Origin of the sequence: Nocardia aobensis NBRC 100429, assembly GCF_000308375.1 — a bacterium.
Classification (GTDB): domain Bacteria; phylum Actinomycetota; class Actinomycetes; order Mycobacteriales; family Mycobacteriaceae; genus Nocardia; species Nocardia aobensis.
In genome coordinates this window covers 1-19,154 of record NZ_BAFQ01000060.1, presented here as the reverse complement: position 1 = coordinate 19,154, position 19,154 = coordinate 1, and the positions used below count along the sequence as shown (strand labels likewise).

Here is a 19,154-nt window from a genome sequence, read left to right as displayed (position 1 = left end):
GGGCTTCGCGTGGTCCCCCGCGTTCGCCGTACCGTTCGGATTCGTGGCGTCGCCGGTCGTTCCCGCACTACCGGGGTTCGTTCCGGTGCCGGAGTTCGTGGCGTCATCGGAGTGTGCCGCGCCCGAGTTCGCGGCTTCCGAGCTCCGTGTATCGGAGTGGTCCGTACCCGAGTTCTCGGCACCCGAGTTCTCTGCGCCCGAATTCTGCGTTCCCCCGGAGTTCGCGGAGTCGCCACGCGGCCCATGCGATTCGGCGCTGGTCGAACCCGAGCCGTTCGATGACGTACTCGAACCCCCGGCCGAATTCGCGTCGGCCTCCGACGTCGCGCCCGAGCCCGCACCGCTGTCGGCGGTGCCGCCCGAGTGTCCGGACCCCGGAGTGGACGCGGTGTCGCCGGAATGCGAATCTCCTGACGTCGCACCGGTGGTCGCGGTCGTATCGCCGTTGGGCGCGGGGTTCGTACCCGGCGCGGGCGTGATCGAACCGTCCGCTGTGCCGGCGGGTTTCGGCGCCGGGTTCCCGGGCTTCGACGAGTTGCCGGGTGTCGAGCCGACGCCGGGTGGAGTGCCCTGGTCACCGGATCCCGGCTGACCGGGGTGTCCCGTGCCGGGCAGGTTACGGGCCGCGGCGCCGGCGGCCAGGAGCGCCGCCGCACCCGAGTTCACGAACGGCATGGGATTGGTGAAACGCGCCGGGTCGGAGTAGGTCCTCGCGCGGGGCGGCACGCAGGGTGTCACGGCACCGTAGTCGCGCAGCGCGTTCTCCACCCGATCGGTCATGCTGCGCGAAAAGTCGTGCGCCGCACCGGCGTAGCCGCGCAAACCGGACAGCGAGGTGCCCATCAGGGTGTCGGCGCGGGCCGCCAGCGCCGCGAATCCGGCGCCGAATCCCGGCGGCTGCGGCAGCTCACCGACCTGCTCCCGCAACGCGTCCGCCGGACCGGCCAGCGCGGGGGCGAATTCCATGATCGGCCCGTCGGTACCGACCGGGCCACCGCCGATCATGGTCGCCGCCGACATCGCGAGAGCGGAGACGACCGCGGCGGAGGACACGACCGCGGCGCCCCGGGCATACCGCCCGACACTGCTGTTGCTCGCGGCGAATCGGGCCGAGGCGATGGCGGCACCGGTCGCGACCGTATGCGCCGGATCCGGCGGAACGATTACCGGGGGGCCCAATTCGGCCAGCACCTCCGCGACCTCGACCGGCCGCGCGGCGCCCCCGACCAGCAACACGCGGTCGATGTCGTCGATGCTCACCCGCGCACTCTGCAGGCAATCGCGCACCACCCGAAGGGAATTGCGCACATGCCACGTCCGCAGGCGACGGGTGTCCTCGGCCGGCACCACCTTCGACACCGGGACCGGCACGTCCGGAGCCAGGGTCCGTGCGTAGCGTGCCAGGACGGCGCCCAGCGGCCGGCCGCCGTAGGCATCGGATCGCAGCGCCGAGCCGAGCACTCCGCGCTGATTCCATTCGGCCTCGGTCCGGACCACCGCGACGTCCAGACTGTTGGCGCCGAGATCGTAGACGAGCGTGGAACTGCTTGCGGTGACGCCGTATTCGTCGTCGAGCCATTCCACCGCAGCCACCGGTTCGGGCATCAGAATCACATCGAAGGCGCCGCGGCGATGCAGCGCGTACTGCAGCGACGCGATCTGCCGGTCGGTGTAGCAGGCGGGATGGGTGAGGACCGGTCCGGCCTCCGGAGCGCTGGGATCGATCAGGCAGGTCGCCACCGCCGCGACCAGATCGGCCGAGGATCGGATCAGGCCGCCCAGCGACACGGGCTCGCGCGGCTGGGTGAGATCGGCGAAATCCGTGACCACCGGCGCGAATCGAGGCACTCCCCCGACCCGCACCGCGCCGGATCGGTCGACGGTAACCGCCGTGCGGCGCACGCGGACCGCCGGACGGTCGCGATCACCGGCAGTTGCCGCCCACACGGAATTCACTGTGCCGATGCTCATGCCGAAGCCAACCGTCATTGCCATCCCGTCAACGCACCGAGACCACGGCCCCAGTGGTTCAACCATGCGGTCGCGGTCGTTTACCAAATAGCGAACACAGGTTAGCTGGTCGGTCTCGATCACGGAAACCGAATGGGCGGAAAAGCTTTCACACTCACCGGCCGAACACACAAAAGACCTGCTAGAGCACAGTGGAGAACAAGATCGGAAGGCTGAATTCACCTACCGCAGGAGAATAGCTGGCAAAACTGGCCATTTCACAGTTGATCCCATGGAATACCGACCGGTTTTCTATGGAATTGCGACAATGACATTCACGAGACCGAATTCGAGGCGTCATGCCGAATGGCTGGATGGTTGCCGAAACGACAACCGCCCCGATCCGGACGGATCGGGGCGGTCGGTCGAGGTATCCGGCTCAGGAGCGAGCGAGCAGCTTGCGCTTCCACCACGGCTGGGCCGTGGCACCGCCGCGCACCGCGTCGGGGCGGCGGCGCTGGATCAGCCGATCGAAATCGGTGGCGTCTGCGGTGGGCCGGCGCAGGCGGCCGGCGTTGAAGTCGTCGACCAGCTGCCGCACCGTCTGCTGTGCGCAGGACTTGTTGGTGCCGATGAAGCCCGTCGGGCCGCGCTTGATCCAGCCGGTCACGTAGGTTCCCGGAACCACCGCGCCGTCGGCGGATTCGAGCACCCGGCCGTCGGCGTTCGGGATGACACCGGCGCGCTCGTCGAACGGCACCCCGGGCACGGCCACACCGCGGTAACCCACCGAGGCGAGAACCAATGCGGTATCCAGGGTCTCGGTCTCCTCCGTCGCGACGGCCCGGGTGACACCGGCCTCGTCGGTGACGAGTTCGTTGCGCACCAGCTCGATTCCGGTCACCCGGTCGGTACCGACCAGCGCCACCGGCGAAGACAGATAGCGGAAGACGATGCGCTTGCGCGCGCCCACCGGGCGGTCGGCCACACTGCGCAGCAACTTCAGCTTCTGCTCGACCTTCTGCGGCATGTCCGGAGTCGGTTCCGGCACATCACCTTCCACGACGATGTCGAGATCGGAGCCGAGCAGCCCCACGAATTCGGGGACGGTGAAGGCGGATTCGGCCGGGCCGCGGCGACCCACGATCACCACTTCCTCGATCTTGCTGTGCCGCAGTGCGTCCAGCGCCGCCGGCGACACCTCGGTGGCATCGAGCAGTTCGGGATCCATGGTGAGAATCCGGGCCACGTCGAGCGCGACATTGCCGTTGCCGACGATCACCGCGCGCCGCTGCGTCAGATCGAAACTGCGCTGCGCGTAGTCGGGATGGCCGTTGTACCAAGCCACGAACTCGGTCGCGGACAGGCTGCCGGGCAGGCCCTCGCCGGGGATACCGAGCTTGCGGTCGGAGGAGGCGCCCACCGCGTAGATCACCGCGTCGAAGTGGTCGAGCAGTTCGGCGTGCGAGATATCGTCGCCCACCGCCACATTCAGGTACGACCCGAATCCGGGCTGCGCGGAGATCACATCGAACAACCGGCTCACCTGCCGGGTCCGGGTGTGGTCGGGTGCGACACCGTGGCGGGCCAGGCCGTAGGGCACCGGCAGCCGGTCGAACACCGTCACCGTCACCTCCGGCTGGGTGAGCAGCTCGTCGGCGGCATACATCGCCGAGGGGCCCGAACCCACGATCGCGACGCGCATCGCGCCCCGATCGGTGTCGACCTCGGCGGCGGGCACCGGCTTGGCCAGCAGGGGGCGCGGACGCGCCTGACGATAGAAATCGGCGTTGATCTCGATGAACGGCTTCTGCTCCGCGGTGAGCTTCTTCGAGGAGGTGATGGCGTCCACCGGGCAGGCCGTGGCACACGCCCCGCAATCCACGCATGCCGCGGGGTCGACGTACAACATCTCCGCCGTCAGAAAGTCCGGTTCGTCGGGCGTGGGATGAATGCAGTTGACCGGGCATGCGTAGACGCAGGAGGCGTCGCTGCAGCACGACTGGGTGACTACATACGGCACTGTATGGCTACCCTTCAGGCGGCTTTGGTCTTGGCGCGCTGCGGCTCGGAGCGGTACCGGCTGGCCGGACCGTCGATCTTCAGCAGCTTCCAGACGTTCTTCGAGATCGGGTTCATCAGGCCCAGATCCTTGGCCAGCGCCCGCACGTCGATGAAGTAGTCGGCGAAGGTCTGCTGCGCCTCCGCGGAGCCGTAGAACAGTTCCTTGCGGACGTCCTCCGGGATGTCGAACTCCTTGAAGAAGGACTTCGGCGGAGTGGCGATGGACCGGCCGAGGATCCACATCACGATCGGCATGGCCAACGACAGCACGAACTTCGCGGCCGGATTCGACTCCGGCACATGCTTCTTCAGGAATTCGTGCGCGAAGGAGATGTGGCGCGCCTCCTCGGCGACGTGGATCGCCATGACTCCGCGCATGATCGGATGCACTTCCTCGCCGGAGCGCAGGATCTGCTTCTGGATGTGGTCGATCGGCTCCTCACCGGCGAGGACCGCCATGAAGAACAGGTTCGGGAACCGGGCGGCGACCGGTGCGGCGAAGTAGCGGAGCTTGCGGACCAGCGGGCCCATCCCCGGCACGTCGATGCCGATCCGGTTGACCATCTCCTGGAACATCAGGGTGTGGTTGTGCTCCTCGATCATCTCGTGGGAGCAGTACCGGAACTCGGGCGAACCGTTGGGCAGGCTGAAGTTGTGCGTGACCATGCCGCTGATCAGGATCGACTCGAACTGCAGGCCGACCTTGGCGACATTGGCCTGGCGGTACTTGCCGAGGGCGATCTTCTGCTCGTCCGACAGCGCCTTGTACCAGGGGTGACGCCCCAGCGGGTCGGCGGATTCCGGAAGGATCCACCGCTTCTCGCCGGCGGTCGCGGCGAAGTCGGGGTTGTCCCAGTCGATGTCGGTGAACGGATCGAAGTGCTTGTTGACCGACCCCTCGGACAGCAGGAGCAGCTTCTGGGCGTATTCCATGGCCTCGGCGACCACAGGGTCTACTTCCGGCGTCGCGGCAACGGACATCGTCGTCACAGCCTCTCCATCTCGCATGGGTAACTGTTTCCCATAGTTACACCTACAGCGGCGGAGGTCAACACCGACGACCGGCCCTGCCGGAAACGATCGCGCAACCCCGCCGATAGTCGGCCGTATTCCCAGCTCAGCAGCAACCCAAACAGCATTACCGGGCAATACTGTGCGAGGCGTCACATCGGCTGCGATGCCGCCACCACGCACCACGAGGGCAGGTCGGACGTGTCCGCACCCACATGGCAAATCATCCCATGTCCCAACTAAGCTACAACTTGTGTCTAAGACGTATTCAGCCGCTGAGCGCGCCTATCGCGAGATCAAGGAGCGCATTCTGACCGGCGCGCTGCCCGGCGGAGAGCTGATCAGCGAGGGTGAGATCGCGAACGATCTGGGTACCTCCCGCACTCCGGTCCGGGAGGCGTTCCTGCGGTTGGAGACCGAGGGCTGGATGCGGCTGTATCCCAAGCGCGGCGCGCTGGTGGTCCCGATCCCCTCACACGAGGCCGAACACGTCGCACATGCCCGCTATGTCGTGGAGACCGCGGCGGTACGCGCCCTCACCGCCGACGACCGCCCGCCGCTGCTCGACACACTGCGCGAATCGCTCACCCGCCAGCGCGAACTCGTCGCGAACCTCGATGCCTCCGACGGGCAGGCGCTGTCGCACTTCGCCACCGAGGACACCGACTTTCATCGCGGCTATGTGGTGGCCGCGGGCAACCCGCTGCTCACCGGGTTCTACGACTCGCTCCGCGAACGCCAGCGGCGGATGAACAGCGCCGCCCTGCACCGCGCGCCGATGAATACCGCCCGCATCGTGGAACAGCACGCGCGGCTGACGGATCTGATCGCCGCCGGAGATACCGCCGCCTTCGATACCGCACTCGCCGACCATCTGTCGGGTGTGCACCAGCTCGAACTGAGAGGACTGTGATGACCGCACCGGCCGCCGTCGACCTCCGTCCGGCCCGCGTCGCCACCGCCCCTCGCGCCTGGTGGGGCGTGGCCGCGGCGATCTTCGCGATCGCCTGGGGCGGAAACGAATTCACCCCGCTGCTGGTGATGTACAAGAACGACGGCCTGCCTGTCACCACTGTGAATCTGTTGCTGTTCGAGTACGTCCTGGGCATCGTGCCGGCGCTGCTGATCGGTGGACCGCTGTCGGATCGCTACGGCAGGCGGCGGCTGATGCGGCCCGCACCGCTGATCACCGCGATGGGATCGACACTGCTGGCCTTCGGTTCCGGCGTCGTGCCGATGCTGTCGATCGGGCGCGTCCTGTGCGGAGTCGGTCTCGGGCTGGCGATGGCCGTGGGCAGCAGCTGGTTGAAGGAACTCTCGCAACCGCCGTTCGGGCCCGCCTCGGCCCCCGGCACCGGGGCTCGGCGCTCGGCGATGAGTCTCACCGGCGGTTTCGCCATCGGAGCCGGAGTGGCGGGCGTGCTGGCACAGTGGGCGCCGTGGCCCGCGACCCTGGCCTATCTGATCAATGTGGCGCTGTGCCTGATCGCTGCCGTCCGAGTGCTGCGCGCACCGGAAACCGTGGCGCCGCAACCGGTTCGCAAGCCGCTTCGCGACGATCTGCGGATTCCGGCGGCGGGCCATCGGCGGTTCCGCTGCATCGCACTACCGCTGGCGCTGTGGCTGTTCACCTCCGCCGCGGCCGCGTACGCGATCCTGCCGACGCTGGCGTCCGACCGCATCGCCGGAACGCCGATCGCGTTCTCCGCGCTGATCACGGTGATCACGCTCGGATGCGGTTTCGCGATCCAGTCGGTGGCGCGGCGGATCGACCTGCCCGGTACCGCGCGGATCGCGGCGCTGTCGCTGGCGCTGACCACGGCCGGCATGGCCGCGTCGGTGTACGCGGCGGCGACTCTGCAGTTGTGGGCGGTCATCGCGACCGCGGCCGTGCTCGGATTCGGGTTCGGTATCGGCATGGTCGCCGGACTGCAGGAGATCGAGCGGATCGCCCGGCCGGACGATCTCGCCGGGCTGACCGCGGTGTTCTACTCGGTGAGCTACCTCGGATTCGGTTCGCCGGCGCTGCTGTCGCTGCTGCACAACGCGCTGCACATCGGCTATCCGGCGATGTTCGCGGCCGGCGCGGTCATCGCCCTCGGATGTCTCGCGGTGGTGCTCAACAACTATCGCGACCCGGACCGCGCGGGCGCTGTCGAGCAACGGATCGGCCGATAGGCCGGGTCGCCCAGGGCGTTGTCGCCCCGGCGAAACCCGGTCTGCGCCCGCTGCGGGCGGGTGCAGTCGCGGAGTCGGGTTCCGCCCGCGCGGCACGCCGTCAGCGCTGCACGTGCACGATTCCGGCGCCCATGGATTGCGCTCCCGCTTCGTCTCCCACCACAGCCGTCGCCGCGAACAGCGCGCCACCGGCCGCGACCGCGACGGTGACCGCGACCCGGGTCAGGCGGCGGCGCAGCATGCGCGGCGGCTCGGGCCGTTCGGGTGCCTCGGCGTCCTCGCTCTCCCGGACCGATTCGGCGGCGCGGCGCGCGAAAATGGCCGCGCCCTCGGCGATCGTGCGCTCCGGATCCGGGGCGACGATCACCGGCCGCGCCAGCGCCGCGGCCAGGACCGCGGCGACTTCGGGCGGACGGGCGGCGCCGCCGACGACCAGTACACAGTCGACATCGGCCATCGTGACGCGGGCTCGTCCGAGGCATTCGTACACCACATCGAGCGACTCGCGGACGTGCGCGGTACGCAGTGCCGTGATCGCGGAGTCGGCCGCCGACGATTCGCCGACGCGCCAGTCGTCCTGGGTTGCCATCTTCGCGCCGAAGGCGCGGCCACCGAAGGCGGTGGAGCGCAACGGTTCCCCGATCACCGGCCGGGCCGGAGTGCCGGCGCCGATGCGCACCAGGGTCACGGTCAGCCCGGATCCGCCGAGGTCGTAGACCAGCGCCAAGCCCGGCATCAGGGGCCCGTGCGCCACCGACAGCCAGGCCGCGGCCGCCACCGGTTCGGCGACCAGGGCGGCATGGGACAACCCGATCGCGTCGAGGGCCTCACGCAGTTCCAGCACCCGGTCCTCGTCGTAACTCACCGGATGTGTCACCGCGACAGCGGTTTCCGGACTGCGAGCGTCGGCGGTGGCCACCACGTGGGCGGATACGTCCGCGACCACGGTGCGCGCCACGGTCGCCACCAGATCGGCGGCGGACAGCGAACGATGTCGCACGCGCGCGGTGCGTCCACGCTCGGTCAGATCGGCGAAATCGGTCACGGCACGGCCGTGGCGCGGGATCCGGCCGACTCGTGCGGCGCCGCTGCTGTCGAAAGTGAGTGTCGTGCGCCAGGTTCCCGGCGCCGTGCGCTGCCGCGGCAGCGCGGATCTCGGGCCGGAGGCTCGTATGCGCCCACCGGATCCGCCGGACGCGCCGCGCTTGCGGCCGCGTGCGTTCTTGCCGCTCTCAGCAGTATCGATGGCGCACACCGTGTTGACCGTGCCGATACTCACTCCGAGCCCAACCGTCATCACAATTCCCCTCGATCGACGAGCGTACGTTCGCTGACATGTCCCGAGCAGGCATCAGGCAATCACTGTGCTGAGAACTTGCCAAGCACCGGACAATCAGTTGTCCGCTCAACCGCCGCACTTCGCGGTGAACCCCTCGATCCCGCAGATATACCTGTTCACCTGCGGTAACAAATCAGGCAATCCATACGCGCAGTGGACATTTCGCGACACCGACCGACCGGTACGGATTTGCCAGCAAACGTCCGAATACCCTCGGACACCGTATACCGGCGGTCCGGCAACCGTGGGCGCATCCGGCGAAACGCTCACTCCCGCAGCGCCGCACGGACGCGGATGCGCATCGGCGAACCGGGGGGCGGCTCCGCTCGACGGCGAGTGGCCGTTCGACGAAACACCCGCTCCCCAGTGCCCCACGAATACGAAGGCGCTTCAGCCGACCCGAAGACGGGTCCGCTCGACAGCGAGCCGGCAGCGCCGGCGGGCGAGATCAGGCCGCCGGCAGTTCCGGGATGCGGGTGGCGCGGGCGAAGACGGTCTCTCCCTCGGCCAGCCGCAACGCCTCCGCATCACCGCGCGTGACCTGCGCGGTGAACAGATCGCCGGTGGCAGCGTTGCGCAGTTCGAGGCGAACCTCGAAACCCAGGCGGACGACCCGCTCGACCGTCGCGCGGGTGACCCCCGCCGATTCCGCGGTGCCCTCGTGTTCGGCCAACGCCATACCGGGATCGCGGCCGATGCGAATATCGTGCGGGCGCACGAGATGTCCGTTCAGCTTGGCCACCGCGCCGAGGAAGGACATGACGAATTCGTTGGCGGGACGGTCGTATACATCCTCGGGCGTTCCGACCTGTTCGATGCGACCGGCGTTCATCACCGCGATCCGGTCGGCGACGTCGAGCGCCTCCTCCTGATCGTGGGTGACCAGCACCGTGGTCACGTGCACTTCCTCGTGCAGGCGGCGCAACCACGTGCGCAGATCGTGGCGCACCTTGGCGTCGAGGGCACCGAACGGTTCGTCGAGCAGCAGCACCTGCGGGTCCACGGCCAGTGCCCGAGCCAGCGCCATCCGCTGCCGCTGACCACCCGACAGCTGCGCCGGATAGCGATGCTGGAAGCCGTCCAAGCCCACGATGCCGAGCAGTTCGTCGACGCGCTTGCGGATTTCGTTCTTCGGCCGCTTGCGGATCTTCAGCCCGAACGCCACGTTGTCGCGCACGGTCATATGTTTGAACGCCGCGTAGTGCTGGAACACGAAGCCGATATCGCGCTTCTGCGGAGAGACCCGGGTGACGTCGCGGTCGGCGATGGTCACGATGCCCGAATCCAGCGATTCCAGGCCGGCGATCGAGCGCAGCAGCGTCGACTTCCCGGAACCGGAGGGCCCCAGCAGTGCGGTCAGTTCACCGGAGGGGATGTCCAGGCTGACGTTGTCGAGGGCGGCGAACGAACCGTAACGCTTGTTCGCGTCGGTGACGGTAATCATTTGGCAGTGCCCCGCTTGCGTTCGAGAAGAGTCATCAGGATGAGCGTGACGAGCGCCATGGCCATGAGCAGGGTCGCCGCGCAGTAGGCGCCGAAGGTGTTGTGGTCGTTGATGTAGCGACCGTGCACCAGCAGCGTCAGGGTCTGGGAAATGCCGGGCAGTCCGGACGACACCATGATCACCGCGCCGAATTCGCCGAGGGCGCGAGCGACGGTGAGCACGATGCCGTAGGTCAGGCCCCACCGGATGGCCGGCAGGGTGATGCGCCAGAAGGTCTGCCAGCGGTTGGCGCCCAGGGTCGCCGCCGCCTGTTCCTGGTCGTCGCCGATCTCGTGCAGGACCGGGACGACCTCGCTGACCACGAAGGGCAGCGTGACGAAGAGGGTGGCGATCACCATGCCCGGCAGGCCGAAGATCACCCGGAACCCGAAGCTGTCGAGACCGCCGAACCAGCCGCCGACACCCCACAGCATGATCAGCGATACGCCGACCACCACCGGCGACACCGCGAACGGCAGATCGACCACACCCTGAATCAGCGTGCGCCCCCGGAAGTTTCCGCGCACCAGCGCGATGGCGGTGATGACTCCGAAGACCACATTGAGCGGCACCACGATCGCGACGATCAACAGCGAGAGATTGAACGCCGAGATCGCGGCGGGTGTGGTGATGGAATCGAGGAAGGCGCCGATGCCGTGCTCGAAGCTGCGCCAGAGAATGATCACCAGCGGAGCCACCAGCAACACGATCAGATACGCGAGCGCGATCACGCGCAGCGAAATCCGGGACGGGGCGGACAGTTTCATCGGCTGGCCTGTTCCTTGCGGGCGGTGCGTTCGGAGAAGACGCGCAGGATCAGCAGGGTGGCGAAGGAAATCGCCAGCAGCGCTACCGAAACGGCCGCCGCGTTCACCGGACGGTCCACCTCGATCTGCTGCTGGATGTACTGCGACGCCACCTGAGTACGGCGCGGAATATTGCCGCCGATCAGCACCACCGACCCGTATTCGCCGATGGCGCGCGCGAAGGCGAGGCCACCGCCGGAGATGATGGCCGGCGCGAGCGACGGCAACACCACTCGCCGGAAGATGGTCAGGTTGTTCGCGCCCAGCGAGGCCGCGGCCTGCTCCACTTCCTTGTCCGCTTCGATCAGCACCGGCTGCACCGAGCGCACGACGAACGGCAAGGTCACGAACGCCAGCGCCACCACCAATCCCGGCTGGGTGGCGTTCAGGTGGATACCGACCGGGCTCTGCGGCCCGTACAGCGACAGCAGCACGATGCTCGCCACGATCGTCGGCAGCGCGAACGGCAGATCGATCAGGGCGTTGACGAAGCTCTTACCCGGGAAATCGTCGCGCACCAGCACCCACGCCACCACCGTGCCCATGACGACGTTGATCACGGCGACGACCACCGACACGAGGACGGTCACCCGCAGCGCGTCCAGTGCCGCGGGCGCGGTGACCGCGTCCCAGAATCCGGACCACCCGTCGTCGAAGGAATGGACCGTCAGGGCGGCCAGCGGCAACAAGACGATGAGGCTCAGCCACAGCACCGTGATCGCGAGGCCGAGCGAGCCGGCCGATCCGGTGAGCCGCGACCGCCAGGCCGGACCGGCGGACCGCTTCTGCTGCTGCCCGGAAACGCCGGGACCAGGGGTCCCGGCGTCGGTACTACTGCCGATCTCAACCTTCGTACTGCTGTCAGTCACAGTTATCCAGTATTCCGTGCGCTCCGGGCCACCGGTTTACTTGGTGGCTTTGTCGTAGAGCACCGCGACGCTGCCGGTGTTGGGGGTGAACAGATCCTTGTCGACCTGCTTCCACCCGCCCAGATCGGCGACCGTCCACAGCTTCTGCGGCGCCGGGAAATCCTTGCTGTACTGCGCGGCGACCTTGGGATCGACGGGACGGAAACCGGCCTCCGCCCATGCCTTCTGACCGGCCTGCGAGTACAGGAAGTCCTTGAACGCCACGGCCGTGGTCGGGTTCTTGGCGTTCTTCGTCACGGCCACCGGATTCTCGATCTTGAAGGTGGTCGGCGGGATGACGTGTTCGATCGGATCTCCGCTGCGCTCGGAGAAGATCGCCTCGTTCTCGTAGCTGAGCAGCACGTCACCGGTGCCCTGCAGGAAGGTCTCGGTCGCCTCCCGGCCGGACTTCGGCTGCACCTTGATGTGGTCCTTGGAGATCAGCTTGCCCAGGTAGTCCAGGCCCGCCTGCGGATTCTTACCGCCGTCGCTCTCCGCGGCATAGGGCGCCAGCAGGTTCCACTTGGCCGAGCCGGAGCTGAACGGGTTCGGGGTCACCACCTCGACGCCGGGCTTGAGCAGGTCGTTCCAGTCGTGGATGCCCTTGGGATTGCCCTTGCGGACGGCGATCACGACGACCGAACCGAACGGCACGCCCTTGTTGGCGTCGGCATTCCAGTTCGAGTCGACCAGTCCGGCGTCCACCAGCCGGGTGATGTCGGGCTCGACCGAGAAGCTGACGACGTCGGCCTGCGCCCCGTCCTTCACCTTGCGGGACTGGTCACCGGAGGCGCCGTAGGACTGCTGGATCTGCGCGCCCTTGCCTGCCTCGGTCTTGTTGAATTCCCCGATCACCTTGTCGTAGCCCGGCTTGGCGACCGAGTAGGCGAACAGCGTCAGCTGCCCGCCACCGCTGCTGGCGTTGCCACCCGCGGTGTCGCTCGAACCACCACTGCAGGCGGCGGTCAGTCCCACGGCCGCCAGCGCGGTGAGCGCTACGGCGATGCGCCCTCGGCGCACCGAGAACCAGGATCTGCTGGACGATCTGCGAGACATGGAAGCGACCTTTCCTGCCGCCCGCCACCGGCACACTACTGCCGGGGCGGATGTAACTGTGATTGAGCGGTAGACCTGCCCCGGTGGATACCGGACAGTGGCGCGTGCGGCAGAGCCGCGGGGGATGGAGACGCTGCGGAAGATATGTGCGCCGGTCCGATGGAGAAGGCGCAGCGTGTCCGATCAGCTATCGACGACAGTGAATGTCCGCGACGACGAGACAGCCGACCGCGATCAACGCCAATTCATGGCGGACCTGCGGAACAACGCTCGATGACACGGGCAGACTCTAACAGAGCGCCCGGAACCGCGCGAATCGGTCGAAGAGGAAATCGGCCCGGCCCGGCGAGTCCGCGAAACCCGCCGATGACCGGCGGGAAGTATTCATGTTTCGGATTCCCGGCGGCCACCCGACGGCCCCGGAAACGAGACCCGGGGCCCGCGCTGACGGTGGTGAAGACCACAGTCACGCGAACCCCGGTGTGGGCACGTCCGGCACGAGCCGATCGGGCCGGCCTATTCCTCGTCGGCGGACTCAGGCGGGCTCTCGTAGAGGTCGAGCACCCACTCCTCGACGGCGATCTCCTCACCGTCCTCGTCGGGCTCGTCGGCGCGGAGCCGGTTCTGCAGCCGCACGCCCAGACCGAGCAGTTGCGCGGCGCGCACCATCTCGATCGCCTCGTCGGCGGTGGTGTAGTGGGTCGCGATCAGTCGGGGGCCGTCCTCGATCTCCAGGAGCTGCTCGAGGTCGACGAATTCCTCATCGGTTGGCATGGGCTGCACAGTACCTGCAACCTCCGACAGCTGGGGATTATCGCGTCAGCAACCAGGCGACGACGATCAGCACGAGCAGCGCGATCAGCGCCAGCTGGACCCGTGAGCGTGGCATCAGATCGCTTCCTTCGGCATCGGACCGGGAGTGTGCATCGAGGCGCCGGCCAGCACCGGCTCGGGCGGCGCGAGGGTCGCCGCATCGGACTCGATCTCGGATGCGGCGCCGACGGTCGCGAGGTCTGTCTCGGCGGCGGCCGACCGGTCCCGGCCGAGCAGTCGCAGCACGATCCGCAGTCCACGATCGAGCAGGTAGGCGATCAGGAAACTGACCGGCACCGCCCCGACCAGAACCACGACGAACTGCGGGAGGAACGGCAATCCGGCCACCCACAACTCGAAGCCGTCCCACCAGCCCGCGACATGATGCACGTCCACCAGCCTAGTAGGTCACGGGTGCGCCGGCCGCGGGGCATGCCGACCGGCCGATATCGAGCGCCGACAGTCCCGGCGAACGCGGCCGGAATCCACCATGATGGCTGTATGGCGTCCTACGACGAACCGATCACCGAACAACCCCTCATCGAGACGCTCGACGACATGTCTCCGCCGCGCGACGCCCTGGGCGATATCTCCGATGCGGAGATAGGGGCGAACTACCTGCCCATCTCGGCGGGCGTCGTGCACAAGTCGTCGTATCCGCCGATCGACGACTACGCCTTCCTCTCCGATTGCGAAACCTGCTGCCTCATCGCACGCAACGGCGCGGTCGAGTGGATGTGCCTGCCGCGCCCGGATTCGCCCAGCGTGTTCGGCGCCATGCTCGATCGCAGCGCCGGGCATTTCCGGCTGGGTCCCTACGGCGTGAACGTGCCGACGGCGCGGCGCTACCTGCCCGGCGGCATGATCGTGGAGACGACCTGGCAGACCGACACCGGCTGGATCATCGTGCGCGACGCGCTGGTCCTGGGGCCTTGGCACAACAACGACAAGCGCAGCCGCAGCTACCGCCGCACCCCGGAGGACTGGGACGCCGAGCACATCCTGCTGCGCACCGTGAAATGTGTCAGCGGCGTGGTCGAACTGCAGATGAGCTGCGAACCGGCCTTCGACTATCACCGGGCGCCCGCGAACTGGGAATACACCGGTGAGGTCTACGAGCGCGCCACCGCCACCGCCACCTGCGCCCACGACGAATTGCCTTGCGGGGAACTGGTTCTCACCACGGATATGCGGCTGGGCCTGGAGGGGCGCGAGGCGCGCGCCCGCACCCGCATGCGCGAGGGCGATCAGTTGTTCGTGGCGCTGTCCTGGTCGGCGCTGCCGGCCCCCAGCACCTTCGCCGAGGCCGCGCAGAAGATGTGGCAGACCACCGAATGCTGGCGGCAGTGGATCACTCTCGGCAAGTTCCCGGATCATCCGTGGCGCGGCTATCTGCAGCGCAGTGCGCTCACACTCAAGGGCCTGATCTACTCTCCGACCGGCGCCCTGATGGCCGCCGCCACCACCTCCCTGCCGGAAACGCCGGGCGGCGAACGCAACTGGGACTACCGCTACAGCTGGGTACGCGACTCCACCTTCGCGCTGTGGGGCCTCTATACGCTGGGGCTCAACCGGGAGGCCGACGACTTCTTCGCCTTCCTGCACGATGTCGCGACCGCGAAAGACGGTGCGGCGCAACCGCTTCAGGTGATGTACGGCATCGGCGGGGAACGCGATCTCGACGAGTCCGAAATCCCGCATCTGCACGGTTACGACGGCGCCAAACCGGTTCGCATCGGCAACGGCGCGTTTCAGCAACAGCAGCACGACATCTGGGGAACCATCCTGGATTCGGTGTACCTGCACGTGAAATCGCGGCAGCAGGTGCCCGAGACGTTGTGGCCGATGCTGAAGCGTCAGGTCGAGGCGGCCATCGAGAACTGGCGCAAACCCGACCGCGGCATCTGGGAGGTGCGCGGCGAACCGCAGCACTTCACGTCCTCGAAGGTGATGTGCTGGGTCGCGCTGGATCGCGGCGCGAAACTCGCCGAATTGCACGGCGAGGACGACTACGCCGAAAAGTGGGCCGCACTCGCCGAAGAGATCAAGGCCGATGTCCTCACCCATGGTGTGAACGACAAAGGCATCTTCACCCAAACCTACGGCGGCGACACCCTCGACGCCTCGCTGTTGCTGGTCGTCCTCCTGCGCTTCCTGCCGCCCACCGATCCGCGGGTGCGCGCCACGGTCCTGGCGATCGCCTCCGATCTGACCCAGCACGGTCTGGTGTTGCGCTACCGCACCGACACCACCGACGACGGATTGTCCGGCGCGGAGGGCACCTTCACCATCTGCTCGTTCTGGCTGGTGTCGGCGCTGGTGGAGATCGGCGAGGTGCGCCGGGCGCGGCATCTGCTGGAACGGCTGCTCGGCTACGCCAGCCCGCTCAAGCTCTACGCCGAGGAGATCGACCCCTATACCGGACGGCATCTGGGCAATTTCCCGCAGGCGTTCACCCACCTGGCATTGATCAACGCGGTCATGCACGTGATCCGCGCGGAGCAGGCCACCGGTGCGGGAAAATTCCGCCCGGCCCATCCGGCGGGCTGACGAGTTCGGGTGGTCCGGACGGCTCCGGACCACCCGGAAACATCAGGGCACGTCGGCGTTTTCGCGGATCTCCCGCAACCGCACCATCGACCGCTCGATTTCGGTGAGGCGCCGTTCGCGGCTCTCCGGCGAATTGATCGCCGCCGCCTCCTCGGCCGCGCGCAGCGATTCGTCCACCGACCGCAGCGTCTGGTCCGCCAGGTCGGTGAAGTGGTCGCGCAACATGCGTTGCATGGCGCGCAGCCGGTGCCGCGATTCCTTGCCGACCTGGAAGATCACATCGTCCATCAGGCGGGCGACCGCCACCTTGGCCTCGGACTGACGCCGATCCCGGCGCAGCTTGCGGTCCTCCCACAGCGCGTTGATACCCAGCAGGGCGGCGGCCACACCCGAATACCAGTTCACCAGCGGCATTTTCAGCAAGCTGGTGAGCAGACCGACCATGAGCAGGCCACCATAGGAACCACGCATCACGTTCAGCAGTGACGAGGTGAAACTCACCTTGGCGGTGTCGAGCGGCTCCAGCGAGGCCACGGGTTCGAGCACGTCGCCCGGATCCTCGAGCCGCAGATCGGGCAGCGGCACATCGCGCGAGTCGGCGGGGAATTTCGCGGTCACCTGCTCGGCCAGTTCCACCGCGCGATAGTGGGCGACGACGAAATTCTCCTCGACCGCCTCACAGATCCGGGAGTCCAGATCGGCGCCGAATTCGTCCCAGCTGCGGGCCGGATCGCGCTTGGTGATCTCCGATTCGGCGTGACGGACCAGACTGCGCAACCGGTGCCGCAGATCGTGCTCGATATCGGCCATCAGTTCCGAACAGCCGTCGGCGAGGGTGACCTGCCAGTTGGCGCTGCGGTGACGCAGATCGGCGGCCTCGGCGCGCGCGGTGCGCAACTGATCGGTGATCGCGGTGTAGCGCCGCGGATCACGCAGGGTTTCGGCCTCACTGCGCAACGCCAGCCCCAGATGGTCGGTGATGGTGCGGATATCACGCAGCGCCGCCTCCCTGGCGACCGCGTCCGCGCGGGCGAGGACATATCCGCGCAGATGGTCGATCAGTTGCGGCACACCGGATTCGATATCGCGGCGATGATCGTTACCGGCACGCAGATGCAGGTCGGCGGAGATCGGGGCGACCGCGAAACCCAGACCGGCGGCGTCGAGCAGCTCGCGGTTGCGCTGCTGCACCTGGCTCCAGTGGCCGTAGCGATCGATCTTGTTGAGCACGCACACCACGGTCGGGCACACCTGCCGGATCCGCTGCAGCAGCGCCATCTGCTCGGCCGTGTATTCCGCGGCCGCGTCGCTGACGTAGAGCACGGCGTCGGCCGCGGCGATCAGCGACCAGGTGGTCGGCGCGTCGGCGGGGGCGCCGGGCGCGTCCATCACCACGAACCCCTCGGCCAGCAGCGGGCTCGGATCGGTGAACTCGGCCCGGATCACGCCGGCCGCACTCAGGGCCGGGCCGGGATTCAGCGGGTCGACGGGCTGGCGTTCGGTGCGGCCGCCGGGCAGCGAGCGCACCAGTGTGGCGGTCGCCTCCGGACCGTATTCGGCGATCACCGGAACGCTGACCTGGCTGCCGGTCGCGCTGACCGCGCTACCCACCAGACCGTTGACCAGCGTGCTCATCCCGTTCTTGGGTTCGCCGACGACCACCAGCCGCACGCGCGGGTCGGCCACCCGGGCCCGCGACATCCCCAGTCGCGCGGTCAGGTCGGCCCGGCCCGCGGCACGGGTCAGGTCGAGCAGTTCGTCGAGCTGCGCGAGCAGCGGCGCCATCTCGTCGGGATGTTTGGCACCCGGCGACTCCACCGCCGTCACAGCGGAAGCACGTGGAAATCGACGGGATGGTCCACCGGGTGATGCGTCTCGGCGAAGGTGGTCTCGTGCAAACCGCCGGACAATCCGGCGGCGGACACGGTCGCCAGGCCGTGGCCGGGATCGGACCACAGCGACGTATCGTACGAATCCGTCACGGCCGCAACCGGTTTCACCGGAATGTGCGCATTCGGCGCGGGATCGATGGTGGTCGGTGGTTTGATCACGGTCGGCGGCTCCACGGGTGCGGTGTGCTGCGCGGTCGGCACGGTCGGTTCGTGTGTCGGAATGGTCTGGTCGCGGCTCGGCGGCATCGACTGCTGTGTCGGAACCTGCTGCGTCGGAACCGAATCCGGATCATGGGTCGGCAGCTGGGAACCGTGGGTCGGTGCGGTCGAACCGTCGGCGTTGCCGGACGCGGAGGTGTCGGCGCCCGAGGAGGTGCCCGGCGCATGCGTCGCGGTATGTCCCGGCGTCGACGCGTCCGCGCCGGCGGAGGTCGACGGCCCGGAATCGCTGCCGGTATCGGACGTCGTGGTACCGGGGGTGCGGGTGGGATGACCGGAATCGGTGTCGCGGGGCACCGTCACGGTCGGCGTGGGCCGGTCGATGGAATCGTGATCGGCCGAATCCCTGCCGGTCGAGGTGCCCGGACGGGTGGTGGTGTGCTCACCGCCGGGCGTGGTCCCGGGTACATGCGACGTGCTCGGCACGGCGGGCGTCTTCGTCGCATCGGTGCCGTGCGACGTGGTGGTCGGCGTGTGGGTGGTGGTCCGCCCGGCGCCGTCCGAGGGATCGTTCGCACCGCCGCCCGGCAGTCCGGCATCGGTATGGCGGGGCCGGTCGTCGAAGAGCGCCGGAACGGCCACCGCGGGGGCGGTCAGCGGAGACGGTCCCGCATGCGTGGTGATCACATTCGCGATCGGATGGGTGGCGGCCTCGGGCTGAATCGTGGTCTGCAGCGGCGTCGCCGAGACCGGTTGGACGAACGCCGGCGCCGGAGCGGGCGCGACCGGAGCCGGTGCCGCGACGACCGGTGCGGTCGAAACAGGTTGCGGTGCCGCGACATTCGTCACCGGCGCGGACGCCTGAGCGGTGGAGAACGACGTCGGGCCGGGAGCGGCCGATGCCGCCATCGGTCCGGATTGCGGCGCGAACGCCGGCGAGCCGGT

The 19,154-nt window shown here is 68.1% G+C and carries 15 protein-coding genes and 1 pseudogene; 3 read left to right on the top strand and 13 right to left on the bottom strand.

The window, feature by feature from the left end; genetic code table 11:
- The 3 genes from RJ03_RS34900 to RJ03_RS07940 all read right to left on the bottom strand — a co-directional run.
- Nucleotides 1-1,971 (bottom strand): Hsp70 family protein (locus RJ03_RS34900; protein ID WP_051024447.1); only part of this gene is annotated, 1,971 nt, incomplete at its 3' end.
- Between the two features lie 418 nt (nucleotides 1,972-2,389).
- A complete protein-coding gene (locus RJ03_RS07945; RefSeq protein ID WP_036499661.1) occupies nucleotides 2,390-3,973 on the bottom strand; it encodes an FAD-dependent oxidoreductase in 1,584 nt (527 codons plus the stop codon).
- Nucleotides 3,974-3,987: 14 nt separating this feature from the next.
- Nucleotides 3,988-4,995, bottom strand: a complete 1,008-nt coding sequence (locus tag RJ03_RS07940) for an AurF N-oxygenase family protein (protein WP_036499660.1) — start codon at nucleotides 4,993-4,995, stop codon at nucleotides 3,988-3,990.
- Nucleotides 4,996-5,278: 283 nt separating this feature from the next.
- On the opposite strand from RJ03_RS07940, the gene RJ03_RS07935 reads away from it, so the two are divergent.
- Entirely contained in the window at nucleotides 5,279-5,938 is a 660-nt protein-coding gene (locus RJ03_RS07935; protein WP_036499659.1) for a GntR family transcriptional regulator, read from the top strand.
- Nucleotides 5,938-7,203 (top strand): MFS transporter, encoded by a 1,266-nt coding sequence (locus RJ03_RS07930; RefSeq protein WP_051024446.1) that lies wholly within the window; start codon nucleotides 5,938-5,940, stop codon nucleotides 7,201-7,203. Before RJ03_RS07935 ends, RJ03_RS07930 begins: the two co-directional genes overlap by 1 nt.
- Nucleotides 7,204-7,303: 100 nt before the next feature.
- Here the strand turns inward: RJ03_RS07930 and RJ03_RS07925 are convergent, their stop codons facing one another.
- The 8 genes from RJ03_RS07925 to RJ03_RS07895 form a co-directional block, all read right to left on the bottom strand.
- Complete coding sequence (locus RJ03_RS07925; RefSeq protein WP_176569395.1) at nucleotides 7,304-8,500, bottom strand: Hsp70 family protein; 1,197 nt, start codon at nucleotides 8,498-8,500, stop codon at nucleotides 7,304-7,306.
- Between the two features lie 490 nt (nucleotides 8,501-8,990).
- Nucleotides 8,991-9,986 carry a sulfate/molybdate ABC transporter ATP-binding protein gene (locus tag RJ03_RS07920; RefSeq protein WP_030512833.1) on the bottom strand — a complete coding sequence of 332 codons (996 nt, stop codon included), beginning with the start codon at nucleotides 9,984-9,986 and terminating at the stop codon, nucleotides 8,991-8,993.
- Nucleotides 9,983-10,792, bottom strand: a complete 810-nt coding sequence (gene cysW / locus RJ03_RS07915) for a sulfate ABC transporter permease subunit CysW (RefSeq protein WP_036499655.1) — start codon at nucleotides 10,790-10,792, stop codon at nucleotides 9,983-9,985. The genes RJ03_RS07920 and cysW overlap by 4 nt, the downstream gene beginning before the upstream one ends.
- On the bottom strand, nucleotides 10,789-11,700 hold the full coding sequence (gene cysT, locus RJ03_RS07910; RefSeq protein WP_373281680.1) for a sulfate ABC transporter permease subunit CysT: 912 nt from the start codon (nucleotides 11,698-11,700) through the stop codon (nucleotides 10,789-10,791). The genes cysW and cysT overlap by 4 nt, the downstream gene beginning before the upstream one ends.
- Nucleotides 11,701-11,736: 36 nt before the next feature.
- A complete protein-coding gene (locus RJ03_RS07905; RefSeq protein ID WP_051024445.1) occupies nucleotides 11,737-12,795 on the bottom strand; it encodes a sulfate ABC transporter substrate-binding protein in 1,059 nt (352 codons plus the stop codon).
- A 187-nt stretch (nucleotides 12,796-12,982) separates the two neighbouring features.
- A complete protein-coding gene (locus tag RJ03_RS39015) occupies nucleotides 12,983-13,075 on the bottom strand; it encodes an Ms4533A family Cys-rich leader peptide (RefSeq protein ID WP_310400397.1) in 93 nt (30 codons plus the stop codon).
- A 236-nt stretch (nucleotides 13,076-13,311) separates the two neighbouring features.
- Entirely contained in the window at nucleotides 13,312-13,569 is a 258-nt protein-coding gene (locus RJ03_RS07900; RefSeq protein WP_051024444.1) for a hypothetical protein, read from the bottom strand.
- Between the two features lie 114 nt (nucleotides 13,570-13,683).
- A complete protein-coding gene (locus tag RJ03_RS07895; protein ID WP_157163376.1) occupies nucleotides 13,684-13,998 on the bottom strand; it encodes a hypothetical protein in 315 nt (104 codons plus the stop codon).
- 111 nt (nucleotides 13,999-14,109) lie between these two features.
- Between RJ03_RS07895 and RJ03_RS07890 the strand changes: the two genes are divergently transcribed.
- Complete coding sequence (locus tag RJ03_RS07890; protein WP_036499647.1) at nucleotides 14,110-16,158, top strand: glycoside hydrolase family 15 protein; 2,049 nt, start codon at nucleotides 14,110-14,112, stop codon at nucleotides 16,156-16,158.
- A 42-nt stretch (nucleotides 16,159-16,200) separates the two neighbouring features.
- Here RJ03_RS07890 and RJ03_RS07885 read toward each other — a convergent pair whose 3' ends face one another.
- Together RJ03_RS07885 and RJ03_RS07880 are read right to left on the bottom strand one after the other, a co-directional pair.
- Complete coding sequence (locus RJ03_RS07885; RefSeq protein ID WP_245552211.1) at nucleotides 16,201-17,985, bottom strand: P-loop NTPase family protein; 1,785 nt, start codon at nucleotides 17,983-17,985, stop codon at nucleotides 16,201-16,203.
- A pseudogene (locus tag RJ03_RS07880) lies at nucleotides 17,982-19,154 on the bottom strand (hypothetical protein); the annotation flags it as partial. The pseudogene RJ03_RS07880 and the gene RJ03_RS07885, both read right to left, overlap by 4 nt.